16 protein-coding genes are annotated in these 20,180 nt (G+C 70.3%); 4 read left to right on the forward strand and 12 right to left on the reverse strand.

Going from position 1 to position 20,180, the window contains the following annotated elements:
• Positions 1–78: 78 nt before the first annotated feature.
• Positions 79–1,404 carry a helix-turn-helix domain-containing protein gene (locus ABZX96_RS14535; RefSeq protein ID WP_355543345.1) on the reverse strand — a complete coding sequence of 442 codons (1,326 nt, stop codon included), beginning with the start codon at positions 1,402–1,404 and terminating at the stop codon, positions 79–81.
• A 299-nt stretch (positions 1,405–1,703) separates the two neighbouring features.
• Positions 1,704–3,290 (reverse strand): aminotransferase class III-fold pyridoxal phosphate-dependent enzyme, encoded by a 1,587-nt coding sequence (locus ABZX96_RS14540; RefSeq protein ID WP_355543348.1) that lies wholly within the window; start codon positions 3,288–3,290, stop codon positions 1,704–1,706.
• Between the two features lie 226 nt (positions 3,291–3,516).
• Here ABZX96_RS14540 and ABZX96_RS14545 point away from each other — a divergent pair, with 226 nt between their 5' ends.
• The gene (locus tag ABZX96_RS14545) at positions 3,517–3,912 is read left to right on the forward strand and encodes a DUF4440 domain-containing protein (RefSeq protein ID WP_355543351.1); all 396 of its coding nucleotides are present in this window, start codon (positions 3,517–3,519) and stop codon (positions 3,910–3,912) included.
• 64 nt (positions 3,913–3,976) lie between these two features.
• Here ABZX96_RS14545 and ABZX96_RS14550 read toward each other — a convergent pair whose 3' ends face one another.
• Complete coding sequence (locus ABZX96_RS14550; protein WP_355543354.1) at positions 3,977–5,167, reverse strand: acyl-CoA dehydrogenase family protein; 1,191 nt, start codon at positions 5,165–5,167, stop codon at positions 3,977–3,979.
• Positions 5,168–5,346: 179 nt separating this feature from the next.
• Between ABZX96_RS14550 and ABZX96_RS14555 the strand changes: the two genes are divergently transcribed.
• On the forward strand, positions 5,347–5,859 hold the full coding sequence (locus ABZX96_RS14555) for a flavin reductase family protein (protein WP_355543357.1): 513 nt from the start codon (positions 5,347–5,349) through the stop codon (positions 5,857–5,859).
• A 60-nt stretch (positions 5,860–5,919) separates the two neighbouring features.
• Here the strand turns inward: ABZX96_RS14555 and ABZX96_RS14560 are convergent, their stop codons facing one another.
• From ABZX96_RS14560 to ABZX96_RS14590, 7 genes are all read right to left on the reverse strand, one after another.
• The gene (locus ABZX96_RS14560) at positions 5,920–6,387 is read right to left on the reverse strand and encodes a hypothetical protein (protein ID WP_355543360.1); all 468 of its coding nucleotides are present in this window, start codon (positions 6,385–6,387) and stop codon (positions 5,920–5,922) included.
• A 3-nt stretch (positions 6,388–6,390) separates the two neighbouring features.
• The gene (locus tag ABZX96_RS14565) at positions 6,391–7,344 is read right to left on the reverse strand and encodes a ribonucleotide-diphosphate reductase subunit beta (protein WP_355543362.1); all 954 of its coding nucleotides are present in this window, start codon (positions 7,342–7,344) and stop codon (positions 6,391–6,393) included.
• 273 nt (positions 7,345–7,617) lie between these two features.
• Positions 7,618–8,409: an AfsR/SARP family transcriptional regulator gene (locus ABZX96_RS14570; protein WP_355543365.1), complete on the reverse strand. Its 792-nt coding sequence runs from the start codon at positions 8,407–8,409 to the stop codon at positions 7,618–7,620.
• 237 nt (positions 8,410–8,646) lie between these two features.
• Positions 8,647–9,471: a helix-turn-helix transcriptional regulator gene (locus ABZX96_RS14575; protein WP_355543368.1), complete on the reverse strand. Its 825-nt coding sequence runs from the start codon at positions 9,469–9,471 to the stop codon at positions 8,647–8,649.
• 238 nt (positions 9,472–9,709) lie between these two features.
• A complete protein-coding gene (locus tag ABZX96_RS14580) occupies positions 9,710–10,969 on the reverse strand; it encodes an Nramp family divalent metal transporter (protein WP_355543371.1) in 1,260 nt (419 codons plus the stop codon).
• A 402-nt stretch (positions 10,970–11,371) separates the two neighbouring features.
• A complete protein-coding gene (locus ABZX96_RS14585) occupies positions 11,372–13,999 on the reverse strand; it encodes a tetratricopeptide repeat protein (RefSeq protein ID WP_355543374.1) in 2,628 nt (875 codons plus the stop codon).
• Between the two features lie 871 nt (positions 14,000–14,870).
• On the reverse strand, positions 14,871–16,172 hold the full coding sequence (locus ABZX96_RS14590) for an NAD(P)/FAD-dependent oxidoreductase (RefSeq protein WP_355543377.1): 1,302 nt from the start codon (positions 16,170–16,172) through the stop codon (positions 14,871–14,873).
• A 292-nt stretch (positions 16,173–16,464) separates the two neighbouring features.
• On the opposite strand from ABZX96_RS14590, the gene ABZX96_RS14595 reads away from it, so the two are divergent.
• Complete coding sequence (locus ABZX96_RS14595; RefSeq protein ID WP_355543380.1) at positions 16,465–17,106, forward strand: TetR/AcrR family transcriptional regulator; 642 nt, start codon at positions 16,465–16,467, stop codon at positions 17,104–17,106.
• 40 nt (positions 17,107–17,146) lie between these two features.
• On the opposite strand, the gene ABZX96_RS14600 is transcribed toward ABZX96_RS14595, so the two are convergent.
• Entirely contained in the window at positions 17,147–17,683 is a 537-nt protein-coding gene (locus tag ABZX96_RS14600; RefSeq protein ID WP_355543382.1) for a hypothetical protein, read from the reverse strand.
• Between the two features lie 822 nt (positions 17,684–18,505).
• Here ABZX96_RS14600 and ABZX96_RS14605 point away from each other — a divergent pair.
• On the forward strand, positions 18,506–18,829 hold the full coding sequence (locus ABZX96_RS14605) for a hypothetical protein (protein ID WP_355543384.1): 324 nt from the start codon (positions 18,506–18,508) through the stop codon (positions 18,827–18,829).
• A gap of 146 nt (positions 18,830–18,975) precedes the next feature.
• Here the strand turns inward: ABZX96_RS14605 and ABZX96_RS14610 are convergent, their stop codons facing one another.
• Positions 18,976–20,178, reverse strand: a complete 1,203-nt coding sequence (locus tag ABZX96_RS14610; RefSeq protein ID WP_355543387.1) for a geranylgeranyl reductase family protein — start codon at positions 20,176–20,178, stop codon at positions 18,976–18,978.
• Between the last annotated feature and the right edge of the window lie 2 nt (positions 20,179–20,180).

The following is a 20,180-nucleotide window of genomic DNA, read 5'->3' on the forward strand; positions in this document are numbered from 1 at the left end:
TCTCCCTCTGGGTCGGACGTCTCGGTCAGGCTGGGTCGGACGTCTCGGTCGGGCCGTCCGGGTCGGGCTGTCTCTCGGTCAGGCCGTCGCGTGGAGCGGGGCCGGGACGTTCTCGTTCGGCCGGCGCAGCAGGTCCGGCCCCAGCGCCTCGGCGAGGCAGAGGGCGGCGTGCAGGTGCAGCCGGTTCTCGCCGAGTGGCCGTCCGCGCAGTTCGGCGGCCTTCCTGGCCCGGTAGAGGACGGTGTTCTTGGCCACGTGGAGGTGCTGGGCCGCTGCCGCCAGGCTCCGGTCCTGGTCCAGGTAGCACTTGAGGGTGGCGCGCAGGGTCGCCGCCGACGGCGAGTCCTCGGCGAGCGCGCCCAGTTCGCGGCGGACGAAGTCGGCGGCGCCGGGTTCGTCGGCCATCATCAGGGCCACCAGTTCCAGCGTGCGGTACTCGTGGATCCGGTGGACGTCCCGCATGCGCCCGCCGATGCGGGCCGCGGTCTCCGCCTGGTCGTGGGTCAGGCGGAACCCGGCCAGGCCCGCGGCGGGCAGCCCCGCGGCGACCCGCAGGTGCAGGGGCAGCGGCTGGCCCGACAGGTCTAGCGGCCGGGTCCCCGGCACGGCGCCCCAGGCCCACAGGCGGCCCGCCCCGGCCGGGACGAGGAGGGTGGCGGTGGCTCCGGCGCGTTCCAGGACGCGTGCGGCGGTCCGCTCCAGGCCGTCGGCGCGGCCGGTGTCCTCGGACCGCAGCACGAGGCCGAGGTGGTTGAGCGTGAGGTCGTAGCCCAGGCGGCGGCTCGCCCTGGCGAGGTCCACGGGACCGCCGCGCAGGATCTCCCACACGATGTTGCGCCGCTGGGCGGCCTGGCCGGTCAGCCACCGTTCGCGTTCCACGGCGAACCGGCGGGAGACCAGCCGGCACAGGCTCTCCACCGCGTCGAAGACCGCCCCGGACACGTGCCGCATGGCGTCGGGGAGGTCCCGGGCGGGCACGGCCTTCTCGCAGGCCCGCAGCAGGTCCGCGGTGATCCGCCCGTGCGCGACACGGATGAGGGTCAGCGCGCTGTCCGGGCCGAAGCCGCGCTCGACGTGGACGCGGACCACGTCCTCGATGTCCGCGGTGAGCGCGTCGGGAGGGGTGGCCCCGCCGATCCACAGGGCGATCCACACCGCGATGAGCTCCAGCAGCTCGTGGTCCTTGGGCGTCAGTACGGCGGTCTCGCAGTCGGCCAGTTCGCGGACGGTGAGGTCGAGCAGGGCCCGGCCGGTCTCGGCCGCCCAGGCCGCCGCCGCCGGGCCGCACCGGTTGACGACCTCGTCGAGCACCTCGGCCCGGCAGAGCGCGCGCGAGGCCGCCCGCTCGTCCCCGGGTACCAGCAGCAGGCGGCTGAACCGGTCCGCGTCACCATGGATCGACATTGCTTCCTCTCCGTGCGCACGGCGTGCGTCGAGTGATCGAGACGGCTTCGGGTACGGGACGGGGTTCGGCGGCGGGTGCGGGCGGGCCCTGCCGCGGAGGTGGCGACGTGCGCCCGGAGGACGAGCCGGGTTCGGTTCTGTCGTCGGCATGGCGGCGTGCGCCCGGAGGGACGGCCTGCCGCCGAGGCGGCGGCGTGCGCCCGGAGGACGGGCCGGGGCCGCTCTGTCGTCGAAACAGCGCCGTGCCGCGACCACCCCTGGCATCGACGTGGCCTCGTGCGCCCGCCCGACCGGCCGGGCTAGAAGCCGCGGTTGCGGAGGAAGGCGGTGAGCCGCTCGTCGTCGTCGGCGCGCAGCACCTCGCACACCTCGCGCAGGCCCGCGGCGAGGCGGTCGATCTCGTCGTCGGTGAGCGCGATCGACGGCTCCAGGCGGAGGGTGTTGGGGGCGCTGCCGGTCGGCATGACGCGGATCCGGTGCTCGTGCAGCAGGTATCCGCTGACGAGGAACCCGAAGAGGCCGGCGGGCTGGGTCTGCCGGACCATGGGCGAGCCGACGGCGGACCGGTCGGCGAACTCCACGCCGACCAGCAGCCCGAGGCCCCGGACGTCGGAGACGATGTCGCCGTACGCGGCGCGGACCGCCTCCAGCGCCTCGGCGAGCCGGGCGCCGCGCTCGGCGGCGGTGCGGTAGGCGGCGCCGCCGTCGGCCTCCAGGAGGTCGAGCACGCGGCGGGCGATGCCGCTGGAGAAGGCGTCCTTGGCGAAGGTGGAGCTGTGCACCAGCTCGAACTGCGGGCGGTAGCGCCCCTCGCGTATCAGGGTCACCGCGGTCTTCGCGAGCCCGCCGCCCAGGCTCTTGGCGAGGGTGTAGTAGTCACCGCGGAGCGGGAGCAGCGAGCCGGCGAAGAAGGCGCCGGAGCGTCCGGCCCCGGTCTGCACCTCGTCGACCACGATGGGGCAGTCGAACTCGGCGCAGACCGCCTGGATCTCCTTGGCGAACTCGGGGGTGACCGGCACGATGCCGCCCTCGCCCTGCACGGGTTCGACCAGCAGCGCGCAGAAGACGGGCACGTCGCGCTCGACGACGTCCACGACGCCGTCCGCCACCGTCACGTCCAGCACCGTGGTGCGCTCGGCCTCGAACGCCGGGCGCAGCGCTTCCGGCTGGTTGACGGGGAGGAAGCGGGGTGCCACACCGAGGGCCGTGAACGGCGTCCTGAACTGGGGGTTGTGGGTGAGCTGCACGCTTCCCACGAGCTTGCCGTGGAACCCGCCCGCGAGGGTGAACAGCCGGGGTCCGGCGGCTTGGAGTGTGTGGGCGCGCGCTTCCAAGGCGTCGAGCGCGGTCTCGGGGGAGGCCGTGGCCGGCAGGCCGAGGGCGGTGAGGACGGCGGGGGCGAGGACGGCGGCGCCCCGCGCGATCGCGGCGCGCGCGTCGGCGAGGTGCTCCTCGATCGCCGATGTGAGGGCGTCGAGCCGGATGCGCCGGTCCATCTCGGCGTGTTTGACGGCGACTTCGACGGCCTCGGCGCCGGAGTTGGCGAAGACCGCGCGGTGCGGCTCGTCGGTGCCGAACTCGCGCTGCACGATCCGGTTGAGGACGGCGGCCACGGCCGCCGCCTCCGGGCGGAGCGAGACCTGCGCGTGGACGGGGGTGTCCCGGTCGAGCAGTTCCTTGGCCCGGGCGACGACCTCGGGGTGGTTGTGGCCCAGGATCAGTGAGCCGTAGCCGCCGATGAAGTCGGTGACGGGGATCTCGCCGCCGTCGCGTCCGCGGGCCCACATCGTGTTGCCCCGGGACCGGACGTACTCGACGTCGAGGCCGACCTGGGAAACGGCTTGGTGCAGTTCGGTGTCCACGAGGTCGTTCGCCTGGTAATTCATTCGGTCCTCCACCCCTGCGGGTCCGCTTTTCTGCGCGCGATGCGATGCCCGCGACGCGTGCGGTATCCATCATGGCCGAGCCCGAATAACCACCCGCTAATCCATCGTTAAGCAGGCGGCGTGTTTTCGTGCGGATTATCCGGAGGTTAGCCCGAATCGCTAGCCTCCGGAATACGGTATCGACCAGGTCGCCGCGTGCCGACCGCCGAGGGAACAGGAGTTGCCCGTGCCCACTGTGAACGGAACGGACCACCGGAAGGGCTTCGAAGAACTCAAGCGCAAATACACGGCCGCGTTCAATTCGGGTGACGTGGACGCGACGCTGTCCCATTACACCGACGAGGGCCTGACCGTCGTGGAACGCGGGGTCGCGCTCGGCAAGAGCGGGGACCTGCGGGAGGCGCTGGGGGAATACTTCCGGACCGCCGAGCCCCATGTGGAGTTCGCGTACCGGCACACCTACATCGCCGGCGACGTCGCGCTCGTGGTCACGGAATGGACCCTGGAGGAGAACGCCCCGGAGGGCGGCCGGACGAGCACGACGGGGCAGGCGACCGACGTGCTGGTGCACGGGGCGGACGGCTGGCGCTTCGCGATCGACAACCGGTTCGGCTCCACCTGACCGGCACACGTGCGCCCCGCCTCACGGATCCGGTCCGTGAGGCGGGGCGCACGCACGGCCGGGTTCAGTGGATCAGCGACACCGGCTGGTCGACGCCCAGCAGGGAGCGGCTGTAGTCCTCCAGGCTGACCAGGCGGTTGAAGTGGATGTGGTGGCTGCCCGTCTCCAGGTCCCGCCAGTACCGCTGCAGGGGGTTCGACGAGGAGAAGCCGCTGGTGCTGCCGAGGTCGAGCAGCTTTCCCATGGCCTGTCGCGCGTTCTGCAGCGCGGAGCTCATGTGCAGCCGGGCGCGGGTGCGATCGGCGCGCGACATGGTGCCCTCGGCGGTGGCTGCCGCGTCGAACATGTCGGCGGAGGACAGCAGGTGGTGGTAGGCCGTGTCGACGTCGTGCACGGCCTCGGTGAGCCACTGGCGCACGACCGGGGAGTCGAGCGCGGACGCGTGGACCGTGTCGATCAGCGGCTTGCCCTTCTCCAGCATGTCCCACACCGTGTCCAGGGCGCCGTGCGCGGCACCGACCAGGGCCGCGATGGTGCGGTGCGCGACCGCGGCGAAGGTCTCCAGCTTGGGGAAGTTCAGCAGTCCGAGTTCCGGGTCCAGCGGGTGCTCGATGCTCCGGCTCTCCGGGACGAAGAGGCCGTCGAACTCGACGGTGTGGCTGCCGGTGCCCAGCATCCCGGCCACGTTCCAGGTGTGGTGGACGCGGCCCTCCTTCGGGGGCGCCGCCAGGGAGACGAGTTCCCCGGTGGGCTCGCCGTCCGCGACGAGGGGAACGACCGCCAGGATCATCCAGTCGCCGATCTCGACGCCCGAGATGGTGGGGAACTTGCCGGTGACGCGGTACCCGCCGTCCACCCGGGTCGCGGTGGCGGAGTGGTGGCCGCCGTTGGCGCACACGAACACGTCGGGGGTGGCGCCGAAGATCTCCTTGGCGCCCTTCTCCGGGATCAGGCTCGACAGCGTCTCGGCCGCTCCGGTGATCCCGACGAGCCAGCCCGCCGACGCGCAGCCGCGGCCGATCTCCGCGATCGCGGCGGCCTGCGTGCGGATGCCGAACTCGTCGCCGCCGTAGGCCCGCGGCACGCTCATCCGGAAGAACCCGGCCGCGCGCAGCGCCTCGACAGCCTCCGGGGCGAGCCGGCGGTCCTGCTCGGCGCGGGCGGAGTGCTCCCGCAGGAGCGGCACCAGCTTGCGGGCCCGGTCGACGACTTCCTGCACCTCGGGCTCGTATCGGAAATCAAGGTCAGTGGACACGCGCATCTCCTTCGTTCTCTTCCACGTGTTCGTCTGCGTGGCTTCAGTAAAAGCCGGAACGCGGATTCCATGAATGCGCCACAAGAACAAAGTTGCCTCGGCATTCTGTAGCCGGGCCCAGTTCTCGGCGGCGGTCGCACCACTACGATTGCTTCAAAAATATCCGGTCAAGGAGTGTCATGACGACTATCGATGCAGCACACTTCAGGCGCACACTCGGCAATTTCCCCACCGGCGTCACCATCATTACGTCGACGGGCCCACAGGGGGAGCCGGTAGGAATGGTGTGCAACTCGTTCACCTCGGTGTCGCTCGACCCGCCTTTGGTGCTCCTTTGTGCGGCGCGGACGTCGACCACCTGGCCGCTCATCCGCGAGCGCGGACGGTTTTGCGTGAACGTTCTCGACCGGGCCGGTGAACGGCTCAGCCGGCAGTTCTCGCAGCGTTCCGCCGACCGGTTCGCCGGCGTGCGGTGGAATCCGTCGGACACCGGCCCGGAGCTGGAGGACGCCGTCGCCCGTATCGCGTGCGTCATCGACACGGAGCACCCGGCGGGAGACCACTCCGTTGTGGTCTCCCGGGTGGTGGGGCTCACCGACTCCCTCGGCTCGGCCGATCCGCTGGTCTTCCACCGCGGCCGGTACGGCTCGTTCGTCAGCTCCGTGCCCGCGGTCGCCGGCCAGGGCGGCTGAGACGTCCGGACAGCGAACTGCCCGCGCCGCTCCTCGTCGAGGGCGCGGGCAGCCGCGTGCTCAGCCGAAGCTGGTGGGCACCTGCTGCAGCGCCGCCAGCGACTCGACGAAGAAGAAGATGCTCCGGAAGAAGATGAGGGTGTCGCCCCGCTCCAGCGCCAGCTTCCGGTCGACCACCGCGCGCTGCAGGTTCAGCTCGCCCGCGTAGAAGCGGCGCCACGTCTCCACGCTGCCCACCAGGACGAAGTCGGCCTCCACCGGCTCCCCCGGCGCGATCACCGTGCCCTCCGCGCACTTGCCGTCCTGCCACGCCAGGCGCAGGTAGGACGTCGTGCCGTCGGCCTCGCGCACGCCGAGGGCCCAGGCCTGGGAGCACGCCGCGCGGGTGTCCGCGATCCACTCCCAGTAGCTCTCCTGCTTGGCCGCCACCACGTCCTCGCCCGGCCCGCCGTCCACGTGGACCCGGGCGGCCTCCGCCCACTCGGCGGTGAGGAACCGCACCGTCTGCTCGCTGATCGTCGTGCCCATGGCTCAGCCTCCCGCGATCTCGGGCTGGATGTTCGCCACCATCGCGGCGATGTCCGGCGGCAGGTCGATGCCGACGTCGGACAGTTTGTTCTCCACCTGACGGATCATGAACTCGGTGACCGCCTCGGCGTCCCAGCCCAGGGGCTCCAGCGGCGCCGGCTTGCTGACGCCGCCGTTCATGGCCAGTTCCGTGCGCAGGGTCTCGTACACCTCGTGCACCAGGCGCGGGTCCTCCTGGATCGCGTCGCGCAGGAACCGCATCCCGAACTGCACGTGCCGGGCCTCGTCACGGCACGAGGCGATGAACCCGGTGTAGTAGCCGGGCAGGTAGCCCCGGGTCCGGCAGTAGGTGAGGGTGATCTTCATGATGCTGAGCGCGAGGACGCCCTCGATCCACAAGAAGTACGCGGTGGCGTAGCGCACCTTCAGGACCATGTTCTCGGGGTCCTTGCGCAGGTCGTCCGACAGGTGGGCCATCAGCCCGAAGGACCCCACGAAGGACTCGGGAACGTAGTCGAACGAGGCGGCCAGCAGCTCTTCCACCGAGTCGCCCGGCAGGCCCACGACCTCCCGGTAGAACCGGTCGAAGAACAGCGTGTGCCGGGCCTCGTCCTCGATCTGGGTGGACAGGTAGAGCTTGGCCTCCTCGCTGCCGGAGAGCATGAAGACCGGCAGCTCGATCTCGACCTGCCGCTCGGCGTGGTGGAACGCCGCGGCGATCTCCTTGAACGCCGAGCGCTCCTCCTCCGTCATCTTGGTGCGCCAGTCGACGACGTCCTGGCTGAAGTCCAGGTCGTAGGCGTTCCAGCGGTGCTTGAAGTACCGCTTGTACAGGTCGATGTACTCGGGGAGCTTCTTCAGGTCCTTGTGTACATAGTCGATCATGTCGTCGATGTTGATTCCCCCCAGGTCCGTGAGGGAGGACTGCTCGACCGACGTGACGAGCGATGGGTCCATGGTGGCCATCGAGGTTGTCTCCGGTTTCGTCGGGTGTTTCGGGGATGAGACCTTGCGTCGTGCCGGGCGCGTCCGGACGCGTCCTGATGCGGACGGCACGTCGTAGCGGGTGCGTCCGGACGCGGACAGCACGTCATGCCGGTGCGTCCGGGTGCGGACGGCACGACGTACCGGCAAGAAGAGGTGGCCGTGCGCCGTCGCACGTCGGCGTACGGCGCCGTACGGGGGGATGTCGGGAAGGGAAGGGTCAGGGGGCCGGCGGCGGTCGCGTGGTCAGCGGCTGCCGGCGCTCGCGTGGAGCAGGGGCGGGGCGCCCACGTGCGCCAGGTCGTGGTTGAGCACGGCGCGTTCCAGGGCCCGCAGCTGGGGGCTGGGTTCCAGGCCGAGCTGGTCGACGAGCGCGGCGCGGGTGCGCCGGTAGAGGCTCAGCGCGTCGGCCTGCCGCCCGCACTGGTACAGCGCCCGCATCAGCCATCCGCAGGCCTGTTCGCGCAATGGCTCGGCCTCGACCAGCCCCTCCAGGTCGCCGATGACGTCCCGGTAGCGGCCCAGCGCGAGGTCGGCTTCGATACGGCTCTCCAGCGCGGCCGTGCGGGCGTTGTCGAGGGCGGTGCACTCCGGCCAGGCGTAGCCGTGCTCGACGAGGTCGGCGAGTGCGGGGCCCCGCCACAGGCCCAGGGCGTCGCGGAAGGTGTCGGACGCCTCGCTCCACCGCCCGGCCGCGAGCTCGCGGCGCCCGCGGGCCACCAGCGCCTGGAACTGCCTGAGGTCGAGCCGGTCGTCGGGCACGTGGAGCACGTAACCGGGGCCTTCGCGCAGCAGTTTCTCGCCGCCGCCGCCCGAGGAGAGGACCGAGCGGAGCCGGAAGATCGCGTTGTAGAGCATCTGCCGTCCCGTGGGCGGGACCCTGGCCGGCCACACCGCGGACATGAGCCGGCTGATGGTCACCGTCGTGTTGCTGTGCAGCAGGAGGTAGGCCAGCGTCGCGCCGTGCCGCACGCCGCCCAACGGCACGGTCCGGTCACCGTCACGAATCTGCACCGAGCCCAACACTTCGAACCGCATCGCTCACCACCTCAATCGGGTTGAATCGCCAACGCGGAGGCGTCTGCAAAAGTACCGAGGCATACTCAACTCCCCGTGATCGCTGCGAAAATTATGTCCGGGGAATTTGCCGTAGTCCACACTTGAACCGTTCATGAAGCTGCACATCGGCGCCATGCCGGTAACTGCCGGACTTTGGCAAGAAAAAAAGCCCAGGCATGCCGCCGCATGCCTGGGCCCCGCTCGTTACCGGATCGGTCAGTCCCCCGCCGGCCCCATTCCCCGGCAGACCGCATAACCGAGTTGAAACCTGGTGGCCACGCGGTATTTCCGCATGAGCTGCGCGACGTATTTCCGGCAGGTGCGCACGGAGAGACCGAGCCGGCGGGCGATCGTGTCGTCTTTGGCCCCGTTGATCAGCATCCGGAGGATCTCGTCCTTCAGGTCGTCGCTGATCGCGCTGAGTTCGCCCAGCCGGGGGGCGTAGCTCATGGCGCCCGCCCAGGCGCGCCCGAAGCAGGCGTGCAGGAACGTGACGACGGTGGGGTCGCGGATCACCGCCACCGCGTCCCGGTCGGCGTCGGCGGCGGGGATGAAGGCGGTGCGGGCGTCGAAGATGATCAGCTGCTCGAACAGCGGCGCCACCGTGCGGATCTCGGCTCCCGCCCCGATCAGCGCCTCGGCCTGCTCCCGGGCGGCGCTGTCGAACCGGGCGGTGTGCTGGAGGAGCAGCCTCGTGCGGATGCCCTGGCCGAGCACGGGAGGCCCGCACTCGAACAGCTCGGCGACCGGCCGGCCGCCACCGGGCATCATGGCGACGACCTCCTCCCCGCACTCCGCCGCCACCTCGTGCATACGGGCGCACGCCGTCTCCAGGTCCAGCAGTTCCTTGGTGTCTTCACCGGTCCTCGCGACGATCTGCAAGGCGTCGAAGAAGGACGCGTACGTGTCCACCGAGGTCGGCATGTCGATCAGGGCACGGGGGTCCGCGGTCATGAATTCGCGGTCGCCGCCGGGATTCCTCGGCCGCAACGCGACGAGGTCGTCGACGGCTCCCTCGGGCCCCCTTTCGGGACGGTTCATCTCCTCGGCGACATCGTTCGGCGAGAAGCCGCCGTCGAATTGATTCCAGCGGTATATCTCAAGGCGTCGATTGACTGCCACGGACAGGAAACCCCCACCAGGCGAAGTGTCGAGCGGCGAGTACGGAACACCGGGGCGAGAGGCGACCGGTCCGCTCTCGCATTGCCCGTCGATCGTGCACGATGCCGATTTACGGGCCAAGTGTTGACCCGTTGACTGTTTCAGGGAACAGCGGGGGTCAGGCCGCCAACTGGTGGAGGAGGAACAGGTTCAGGCCCGAGATCGACAGGGCCACCACCGCGCCGATCGCGGTCGTCAGCCGGCGGTTGGTCAGCGGCCCCATCACATCACGGCGGCGCCCGAACAGGACGAGGGGGACCAGGGCGAACGGGATCCCGAACGACAGGACGACCTGGCTGATGATGAGGGCCTGCGTGGGATCGGTGCCGAGCGCGAGGATGGCGAGCGGTGGCGTCATCGTCAGGAGCCTGCGCAGGAGCAGCGGAATCCGGGTGCGCAGGAAACCGGACATGATCACCTGGCCCGCGTAGGTCCCGACGCTGGACGCGGCGATGCCCGAGGCCAGCAGCGCCAGGGCGAAGGCGAGGGCGGTGTCGGCGCCGAGCACCTTCCCGAGCCCGTCGTGCATGTCGGCCAGCGACTCGTGCGGCAGCGGCGTTCCGTGCAGGGAGGCCGCCGCGACGAGCAGCATCGAGCCGTTGATGACGGCGGCGATGCCCAGGGCGCAGGCGAGCCCCTTCACGGAGGAGCGCAGCGCCTTCCTGCGGGCCGTGACCGAGGCGTGGTGATGCTCCTGGGTGAGGGCCGAGTGCAGGTAGATGGCGTGCGGCATCACCGTCGCGCCGAGCATGCCCGTGGCCAGCAGGACGCTGTCCGTACCCGCGAACCCCGGCAGCAGCCCGGCGCCCGCCGAGACCGGCGGTCCGGACCGCACCACCTGATAGGCGAAGCCCGCGGACACCATGAGGATCAGGGCGACGATGACGGTCTCGAAACGCCGCCGGCGCAGCGGGGCCAGCGTCAGGATCGTCAGGGACACCGCCGCCGTGACGCATGCCGCGGGCAGCAGCGGCACGCCGAACAGCAGGTTGAGCGCCACCGCCGCGCCGACGAACTCCGCCAGGTCGGTGGCCATGCTCACCAGCTCGGCCTGGACCCACAGCCCGAAGGTGACCGGTCGCGGGTAGTGCTCGCGGCACAGCTCGGGCAGGCTCCGCCCGGTGGCGATGCCCAGTTTGGCCGCCAGGTACTGCACGAACACCGCGGCGGCGCTGGCGGAGGCGATGACCCACAGGAGGAGGTAGCCGTAGCGTGCGCCGCCGCTCATGTTGGTGGCGAAGTTGCCCGGGTCGACATAGGCGACCGCGACGACGAACGCGGATCCCAGAAAGCCGTAGGCGCGGCCCAGGCGGGACGGGGAACTCCGGGGCGGGGCGGGTTTCCCGGCCTGATAGGCCAGGGACGTCGATTCGGTCATCAGCGGGACAGAGCTCCTCCGAACAACGGGCATCACGGCTGTCGCGTCCGGCTCCATACGACGCGATCACCGCGCCCGCCAACAAGCGTTGGCCCGTTGAGAGTTAGGGGAAACGTGGCGTTTGGGCCGCGGGCACATCCGCCGCGGGGCCGCGCGGGCGGGACGCCGCCAACGGCAAAGGGCGGCCGGTCCATCCCCCGGGGAATGGACCGGCCGCCCCACAGGATGCGGCGTCCGCTCGCCTGCCTCGCGGGCCAGGCACGGGGAGCGCCACGCACCCGGCCCTTCCGCGGGCGGGCCCACCCGGTTCCCCCGTCCGCGACGGGCGGCCGGGCTACCGGTGCGTCAGTTCCCCACGGCGGCGTCCCGCGCCCGTCCCATGACGCCGGGAGCACCGCGTGCTCAGCTCCAGCACGCCATCGGGTCGCCCCGCCGCTGCCGCTCCGCCCGCGGCAGGAACGACCTCTCGATGCGCGCGCGGATCTCGTCCGCCCGGACGTCGCCGAGTTCCTCGTACAGGCTGAGGGCCTTCTTCCAGGAGGCCACGGCGCGGCTCGGCTGCCCCAGCCTCTCCAGCGTGCAACCGTACCGGTACAGGCAGTCCGCCTCGCCCCCGCGGGCCCCGGCCGCGCGCCGGGTCTCCAGGGCCCGCTCCAGACAGACCAGGGCCGACGCGTGCCGGCCCTGCGCCGTGTGGATCCCCGCCATTCTGGTCAGCGCCCGTCCCTGCCCGTCGTAGTTCCGGATCTCCTGGAAGATGTCCAGGGCCTTGCCGAGCGTTCGCAGCGCCTGGTCGTACCGGTGCCAGCCGCAGTAGGAATCGGCCAGGGTCAGGAGCACGGAGGCCGATCCGTCGTGGTCGGCGAGCCCGGTGAACAGGGTCATCGCCTCCTGCGCGCGGTCGTGCGCCTCCTGCCAGCGCCCTTGGTCGACGGCCAGGAAACTCATGCCGCCGAGCGTCCACGCCTGTCCGTGCGGATCCCGGATCTGCCGCCGTATCGCCAGGGAGTACTCGAAGTGCTGCTGGGCGCGTTTGTACTGGCGCTGCCACCGGTAGCCCTCGGCGACACCGGTCTCCAGCCAGCCCTCGGCGAACCGGCTGCCGGAGGCCCGCGCGGCCTTCAGCGCCACCGCCGTGATGGCCAGCCAGATGCTTCCGGGTTTGCGGAGCAGACAGAAGTAGTCGTAGAGGCCGATCGCCAGTTTCCAGGCGTTCTCGTGGAAACCGTGGTCCACGGCGAGCCGAAGGATCCGGACGAAATTGGCGGCCTCGGTGTCGAACCAGCGCAGCGCGGCCTCATCGTCCTCGAAGTGCAGCGGGCTGATGGAACGGTCCGGCCGGGGAAGGTCGATGAGGCTGACGCGAAAAGGGACGAGCGTGTGCGCGCCGGCGATGCTCGTGTGCAGATACCAGTCGGCGAGCCGTCCCACCGCGGCCTTGCGCTGGTCCGCGTCGTCATCGCTTTCGAGGCGCTCCGCGGCATAGAGCCGAAGCAAGTCGTGAAAACGGTACCGGCTGCAGGAGACCCCCTCCAGGAGGTGGACTTCGTGCAGGCGTTGCAGAAGTTGCTGGGTTTCCAGGACGGGGCGATCGATGAGCGCCGCGATGGACGCCACACCCGCGTGCGGGCCCGGATGCAGACTCAGGAACCGGAAAGTACGGGCTTCCTCGTCTTTCAAGTCGCAGTAGGACCACTCGAAGGCCGAGCGGACGGTCACCGAATCGTGGCTGGCGAGACCGTCGAGCCGTTGCCGTCCGGCCGCCAGTTCCTCCACGAGTTCGCTGATCGGGTGGTGGGGGTGCGCCGCCACCCGGTCGGCGGCGATCCTGAGGGCCAGCGGGAGACGCCCGCACAGCTCCGTGAGGGCCGCCACGGCCCCCGCTTCCGCCTCCGCGCGCCCGGAGCCGATGACCGTGGCGAGAATTTCGAGGCTCTCCTCCTCGGAGAGGTGCTGGAGCAGAATCCGCTCCACGCCGACCCGCATGGCCAGCCCGCTCAGTCTTCGACGGCTGGTCAGGACGACCGCGCAGCCGGCCGCGGAAGGCAGCAAAGGTTCGGCTTGTTCCGAGGAGGCGACATTGTCCAGCACGATGAGAACGCGCCGGGAGGAGAGGAGTGAGCGGTAGAGTTTCGCTCTCCGCTCCGTTCCGGCCGGGATGTCCTGGACCGGCATTCCGAGCGATACCAGGAATTCTTCGAGAACGTCCGCAGAACGCGCGGGAAGCCCCGTTTTCGCATACCCTTTGAGATCCGCGTAGAGCTGGCCGTCCGGGAACGCATTCGGTTCGGACCTGATGATTTCGTCGGCCGCGCGGAGCGCGAGCGCCGTTTTGCCGACGCCTGGTGGGCCGTCGATGGCAACAATTGGGGTGCCGCGCGCGTCGCCACGCCCCATCAGGAAACTGCGCAGGCGTAAAAGATCGCTTTCCCGGCCGACGAAGCCCGCCGGCGGGGCGGGCAATTGCGCCGGGGAATGCGTGTACTTCACCGCGGCGAGTTCGATGAGCTTTCCGCCGGCTTCCAGTACGTCATCGCAGCGTTTGACGAGACTGGCCGAGGGGGGCGCGCCGTGCCGGACCTTGCTGAGCCAGCTGGGATGGTAGCCGACCAGGTCGGCGAGGCGCCGCCAGGACAGGTTCCGCTGAGTAAGCAGACGCTCCAGTTCCTCAACGAACAGTGACGGAGTACCACCGTTCTCCACGACCGCTGCCCCCTTTTGCACGAGGAATTTTGAACACCACACGTAATGCGTCCGCGCGCACGGCGCGGCGCAGCGCACCACCTGAATCACAGGGCCCAACCGGCCGGACAACAATAGTTGAAATCGAACCCAGACCACGGCCGAGTCGAAGACCGAGAAATCATCCGCCCACCTGCCGTGGCCTTCCCCAACGATCACCCACCTTATCCACAGACCCCGCGCACAGCCAAGGGAGTTCCGATAGGTGGAATGACGGCCAACTGGACGATCGGGCGGGCGACAAGAAAGCGGCAGCTCCTTTGCTGCCGCAAGAGGACCCCTATCCATAACCGGCACCAAAGGTGCAGGCTCTACTATCCCACGATATTGCCATCTCCCGCGCGCGAGCGGAAGACCGTGACCCATTTGCGCCAGCTAACCCCCGGCATATGGCTTGGATTTTGCCACCGGGGCGAGCGCAAGAAGTCATACGAGTAATTTACGGATACTCCACCCATTTGGCGTTATACGCGGGCTGGGGAACCGCGCCTCAGCGGCGCGCGTCCGCCTCGGGACCTCCACGCCGCGGCCGGCCCGCCGCCGGCCGGCCCCCGGCATGTCTCCAGCGGTCCGGCCCGGCTCGACACCGGCCGCGGCGCGGTGGGCCGTTGGCGGGGCCGGATCGTCGGGGCGTCGGACCGTCGGCCTGTCACGGCACACGCCACATCCGATGCCACACTCGCGCACCGGCTTCCGGCGAACAGCATGGGCGAGTTGGAGGCGACCACCCGCATTCAGCCGTACTTCGCCGCGGAGCCGAAGGGGTATCGCGTCCGGAACAGCGGGGCCAGGGCGCGCCCTCGTCACCCAGACGATCCGCAGATCCGCCACACCAGCTCGGCACGTACCTATTGGCCCATCAGTCCTCTGAAACAAAAACGACACCGACGGTCTCGCGCACCGCATCGAGAGCGCATTCTGTCAGCGGACCATGAACAAGGGGATGCCCGCATGGTCGGCGGACAGAACGGCACGGCCGAAAGTGTCGAGCGCCGCCGCGATCACCCCCTCGTCCCGGTGGTCGGTGTCACCGGCGCAACCGGCGACGCCGACCACCACCGAGCAGAGCGACGGCCTCGGCCAGGACGTCCGGCGCACGCCAGGCGATCACCGCCACGGCGCTGTCGCCCACGGTTCTCCTCGACGAGGACGCACCCGATCAGTACGAGCCGTCGGCCAGGGCCGCAACGATCTTCCGGGCCGCGCCCGCGCCGGTCTCCATGGCCCCCTCGATCCCCGTGACGTACATGCCCGCGAAGTCCGCCCCTGCGAAGTGGACGCGCCCGTGGGGTTCGCGCATCCGCGGAACGACCCGGGTCAGGTCGCCGGGCCGGTGATGCGCCCACGTGCCCTGGGCGAACTCGTCACCACTCCAGTCGTGGCCGGCCGTATCGATCACCTCGACGGCGGGGACGAAGGTCCGCAACGCCGCTTGCACACCCTCGCGGTCCCCGGCGTCCAGGGACGCGGGGTCGGCGACGAAGCACGAGAGCAGCGTGTCGCCGTCGTGCCGGTACTCGGCCTTGGCGGTGCAGATCGGGTTCTTTCCGGCCGGGGCGACGGCCAGGAAGGGTTCGATCTCGCCCTTGACCCTGGCCAGGATCTTGCCCGTCCTCATCGGGTGCTTCCGCTCGATCATGCCGCGCACCGGCGCCGCGACCTCGGGGGTGAGGGTCATGTCGCCCAGGGTGTTGAGCGGGACGGCGACCACGACGGAGCGCGCCCTGATCCGCTCGCCCGCGCGGGTGGTCACGGTGACGCCGGAGCCGTCGTCCTCGACGGCGCCGACGGGCGTGGACAGCCGGAGGTCGGCCTTCGACTCGCTCAGGATGGCCTCGATGAGCCGCTTGGTCCCGCCCTGGATCGGAAAGAACCCGGCGGTCTCCAGGAAGGCACCCCAGTCCCCGAAGTTCACGGAGGCCCAGAGGAGGAACTGCGCGAGGCCCTGCTCGTCGGGAGAGTGGACGAACGTGGCGAGGATGCCTTCCAGAAGGTCCCTGTCGTGTGCGGACAGGCCGAGGGAGTCGAGCCGGTCCGCGAGGGTCTGCTTCTCTATCTCACCGGTGTCGCCCGCGGTGACGTCGAACGGCCGGGGGAACCGCGTCCTCGCGTCGGCGAAGAACCGCGCCGCGGAGGGAGCCACGGCCTCGGCGTACTCACGCTGGGTGCCGGAGTGCACCGTGCCGCCGGCCAGCCAGTACACCGTGTCCGCCTGGAGGGTCGTCGCCGGCGGGATGTTGTGGCGCTGCATCTCGTGCCAGACGTTCGGCATGCTCCAGTGCACATAGGTTCCGCCGAACTCCACAGGACGGCCGAAGGCTTGGCCCGTGAAGGTCCGGCCGCCGACACGGTCGCGCGCTTCGAGGTGGATCACCGAATGACCCGAGACGCTGAGGTCCCGGGCCGCGGTGACCCCGGCGAAGCCGGCACCGATCACCACCACGTCGCAACTGTCGCTCACGGCGTTCTCCGTTCTCCTGGGGCCGCCGCGCCGCTGGGGGATGGCCGCACGGCGGCGTATCGCCAAACACGTTCTCGAATCGACTTCGAGTTTAGAGCTCACGCAGACACTGTCAACGCGCGCCGACGCGAGAGCCCGGCCCGCGGAGTCGCGGCGGGCGCCCGGGCGCCCGGAGGGCGAGACCTGAAGGCGACGGGGGCCACTCGGCCCGCTTCACGCCCAGCACGGCCACCCGGACCGCGCAATGCGATCACAGGCCGATTTCGGCGGAATCCTGATACGATCTCGAATCATGTTCGATAAAAGTCCGGCATCCCCGGTGCAGGCCCGCCCAGCCGTGCAGCGCCGTGGGATAGAGCGCAGAAAGGCCATCCTGGACGCCGCCGAGACGCTGCTCGGCGAGCAGGGCTACGAGGCCGCCACGCTCAAGGCGATCGGTGAGCGAGCGGGCATCCCGATCGCCTCCATGTACCACTACTTCGCCGACCGGTACCAGGTCGACGCCGAGCTCCTGCGGCGCCACGCGAACGCCCTCGACGCGCTGACCAGCGCCGCGCTCGACAACTCCGAGGTGCGCACGCTGCGAGACGCCGCCGACGCGATCATCAACCCGCCGCTCGGCTACTTCCGGCAGCACAAGAGCTGCACGGAGCTGTGGTTCGCCGGCCGCCACGCGATGCTCGACGAGATCATGCGCGCGTACGACACGGCGCAGGCCGAGCGCCTCCGGCGCTTCCTCGTCGAGCGCGATCTGATCACCGCGGACACCCCTCAGCTGGTTCTGCGGCTCGCGTTCGAGGTCGGCAACCGGCTCTTCGACGTCGCGTTCCGGCGCTCCCCCGACGGTGACGAGGCCACGATCGCCGAAGCCCGGCGCATGGTGACCGCCTACCTGGAGACGTACGCCCCTCAGGGACCCGGACCGCGCGCCTGAGGACCGCTTCAAGAGGGACCCTCGCGGACGAGACGGCGCGTCAGGCCTCGTCCGCCCTGGACAGCGCTTCGGTGATCATGCGGGTGGCGAAGTCGGGGTCGTCGGTGATGCGGTTGATGTGCTCCGCGAGCAGGAAGGCGGTGACCTCCAGGGGAGTCATCTCCTCCTCGGTCCAGTCCCCGTACTGCTTGCGCCACAGGTTGGGGCTCAGCCCGGTGCCCGCGGCGATGACCAGCCCGGCCATCGTCGGGACGGCCTCCGGGCGGACGCTCTTGGGCATCATGCGCATCGTGGCCACGAGGCTCGGCACCACGTACTCGATGACGTCCTTGTCGTGCTCCTCGTGGGCCTGCCGCAGCCACACCATGAACATGTAGATGAGCGTGCACGCTCCGTCCAGCACGTCACGCGCCCCCTTGGGGCCGAGTGACTCGGTGAACTGGTGGATCAGCGCCTCGTGTTCGGGGTCGATCTCGGTCTTGCCGTCGTGAATGGCCTTGAGCCGAGAGTCGATCATCATGAGCGCCGCACCCACATCACCGGCGGGAGCGTACTGAGGGGAGCAGGGCGATGACATGGTTTTCCTCCTCAGGTGGCCACGCCGGGCGGCGCGACCGTGCCCGTACAGTAGACGGCCGACGGGACGGGGTCCGGCCACCTGGTGAAGCGGAGTGCGTACGTCTATCCTCCGCCGAACGCCACAGAGGCAACGGGAGTCGTTGCCGTGCGGATGCCAGCCCCTGTAGGCCAATCCCCCGGTGATCGCCCTCGGTTCGGCCGCACGAATCCCGGCCACGCCGGCTCTTGAGAGTGATGACGGGGCGGCGATCAGGGCGTCGCACTCCGGGGGCTCCGCCACCCGGCCCCGGTCGGGCGGAAAACCGTTCGCGGCGCCCACTGGCCCGGGTCGTTTCCGAAGGACAGGACAAAAGGGCGTGGCCCCACCGGCATTCCCTCCCTTCCCATATTGGGAACATAAGAGGAATGGGCCGAACGGGCGAATGTTGAGATTATTCGGCATGGGGATTCCGAGGCAAGGGCATCAGTGAAAGCGGCGGTGTCCAGCCCGCAACGCAGAGATAGCGGTGACGTCCCTGATGGTGGTGACGTCCCTTTATCACCCACCGCCAACCCTGATCCTTGCCGCCGGCGCTCTTCCGACGAGCGGACGGATCTCGCAGGCAAAACCAGGCTCCGACCAGGCCGGTGAATGGGTCACGCCCGCCCTGTGCGGGAACGGCGGAGGCTACGCGATGGGCGACCTTGTCGCGGTGCGCGTCGGAGGCAAGCACAACGGGACGTTCGTCAAGCCGTTGCGGCGACCCCGGGTAGGCGGGGTAACACCCCGGGGCCGATCGAAGCAGACGCGGCAGCGTCGACGTGCAGAAAGGGAATCGGAATGCGGAAACTCAAGCGTCCAGGCGGGGCCGTCGCCCTGCGCGCGGTCGGTATCTCCCTGGCCACCGTCGCCCTGTGCCTGACCTCTACCGCGAGCGCCCAGGCAGCGACCGGCAACCTCACCGTCAACGGCGAACAAATGATCAACCCGCATGATGGCGCGTGTTTCTCATGGCCCAAGCGGGGCCTGGACATCAAGAACAAGACGAACCGCGATGTAGTCGTTCACCGGGGAACGAACTGCACCGGTGACGTGGGGCAAGTCGTCGCCCCGGGGAAGTCGGCCAAGGCGCCACGGGGCCTCAGCGTGAAGGTCCGGCGTTAAGCCGGGCCAGACATGGTGCCGGACATCGGCGACTCGTCCGGCTCCGGCGGAGCCTCGGCGGACGCAGCGCCTCCCCCGTCCTCCACCGCGCATGGGAGTCACGGGCCGCACCGTTGATTCCCCCCGAGCGTGGACCGGGGAACGCGCTACCTCCGCCGGGCCGGCAGCCGGGTGCCCACCGCGCTCGCGACACGGGCGAGAGGGGTGTTCATGATCTGGGCGACGCTGGAACGGCCGGCGATGTAGGTGTCGAGGTGGCGCCATACCTGGGGCACGCGGGTCAGCGCGGTGTGGAGGAAAGCCGGGTTGCGCGCGAAGACGCTCATCAGGGCGGCGCTGGCGCGCATTTCGACGCCGAGGACCTCCTCGATCTGCCGGGCGTAGGTGCCGGTCGCGGACCGTGCGTCCGCCTCCGCGGGTGCGGCGGCGACACGGGCCGCGGCGCGGCCCGCGAGGGCACCCGAGCGCAGGGCGTAGGAGATGCCCTCCCGGGACCAGTGGTCGACCAGGGCGGCGGCGTCGCCGGCGACCAGGACCCGTCCGCGGGTCAGTGGTGAGTCCGGGTGGCGGCATCGGGTCAGGTGGCCGGTGTCGTGGAGAGGGCGGGACGTGTGCAGGCCGTGGCGTCGCAGGAACGCCTCTTTGAAGGCGCGCAGGGCGTCGGGGTCGCCGCGCGCGGCCACGACTCCGGCGGTGCAGATGTCCCCCTTGGGGAACACCCAGCCGAACGAGCCCGGCATGGGGCCCCATTCGAGCAGGGCACGGCCGCGCCACCGGTCGCCCGTCGCCGTGTCCACGGGCGCCTCCACTTCGAGGGCGAGGTCCACTTGGGCGCAGCGCACTCCCACATACCGGGCGACCCGGCTCGCGCTGCCGTCGGCGCCGATCAGGGCCCGGGCGTGCAGGGCCTCGCCGCGGTTGGTCCGTACGGTGACGGTGTGGTCCCGCTCGCTCAGGGTGGTCAGCGCGGTGCTGTCGCGGACCGTCGCGCCGGCGGTGGCCGCCGCCTCGGTCAGGGCCGCGTCCAGTTCGCTGCGGAAGACCATGGCGCAGGTAGGGGCGCTTGACGTGCGGGTGCGTTCCTTGCGGCCGTCGAGGGCGAAGGTGAACGTGCGGGCGGTGTCGAGGACGTTCAGGGGCAGGCCGGGGGGCAGGGCGGCGAGCGCCTCTCCGATGAGTCCTCCGCCGCAGGTCTTGTAGCGGGGGATGGCCGCGCGTTCCAGCAGCAGTACCTCGCAGCCGTTCTCCGCGGCGACGCGGGCCGCGGTGGCGCCGGCCGGCCCGGCGCCGATGACGATCACGTCCCAGGTCTTGGGGGCGCGGGTGGGGTGGGCGGGGTCTGTCGTCATGG

This window comes from Streptomyces sp. NPDC003077, from assembly GCF_040611095.1.
In the GTDB taxonomy this organism is placed as follows: Bacteria; Actinomycetota; Actinomycetes; order Streptomycetales; family Streptomycetaceae; genus Streptomyces.

Bases quoted from the DNA above. Each gene is read 5' to 3' on its own strand.
- ABZX96_RS14535 (WP_355543345.1), bottom strand. From the start codon at position 1,404: ATGTCGATCCATGGTGACGCGGACCGGTTCAGCCGCCTGCTGCTGGTA.
- ABZX96_RS14540 (WP_355543348.1), bottom strand. From the start codon at position 3,290: ATGAATTACCAGGCGAACGACCTCGTGGACACCGAACTGCACCAAGCC.
- ABZX96_RS14555 (WP_355543357.1), top strand. From the start codon at position 5,347: ATGACGACTATCGATGCAGCACACTTCAGGCGCACACTCGGCAATTTC.
- ABZX96_RS14560 (WP_355543360.1), bottom strand. From the start codon at position 6,387: ATGGGCACGACGATCAGCGAGCAGACGGTGCGGTTCCTCACCGCCGAG.
- ABZX96_RS14565 (WP_355543362.1), bottom strand. From the start codon at position 7,344: ATGGACCCATCGCTCGTCACGTCGGTCGAGCAGTCCTCCCTCACGGAC.
- ABZX96_RS14570 (WP_355543365.1), bottom strand. From the start codon at position 8,409: ATGCGGTTCGAAGTGTTGGGCTCGGTGCAGATTCGTGACGGTGACCGG.
- ABZX96_RS14575 (WP_355543368.1), bottom strand. From the start codon at position 9,471: ATGAACCGTCCCGAAAGGGGGCCCGAGGGAGCCGTCGACGACCTCGTC.
- ABZX96_RS14580 (WP_355543371.1), bottom strand. From the start codon at position 10,969: ATGACCGAATCGACGTCCCTGGCCTATCAGGCCGGGAAACCCGCCCCG.
- ABZX96_RS14585 (WP_355543374.1), bottom strand. From the start codon at position 13,999: ATGGATAGGGGTCCTCTTGCGGCAGCAAAGGAGCTGCCGCTTTCTTGT.
- ABZX96_RS14595 (WP_355543380.1), top strand. From the start codon at position 16,465: ATGTTCGATAAAAGTCCGGCATCCCCGGTGCAGGCCCGCCCAGCCGTG.
- ABZX96_RS14600 (WP_355543382.1), bottom strand. From the start codon at position 17,683: ATGTCATCGCCCTGCTCCCCTCAGTACGCTCCCGCCGGTGATGTGGGT.
- ABZX96_RS14605 (WP_355543384.1), top strand. From the start codon at position 18,506: ATGCGGAAACTCAAGCGTCCAGGCGGGGCCGTCGCCCTGCGCGCGGTC.
- ABZX96_RS14610 (WP_355543387.1), bottom strand. From the start codon at position 20,178: ATGACGACAGACCCCGCCCACCCCACCCGCGCCCCCAAGACCTGGGAC.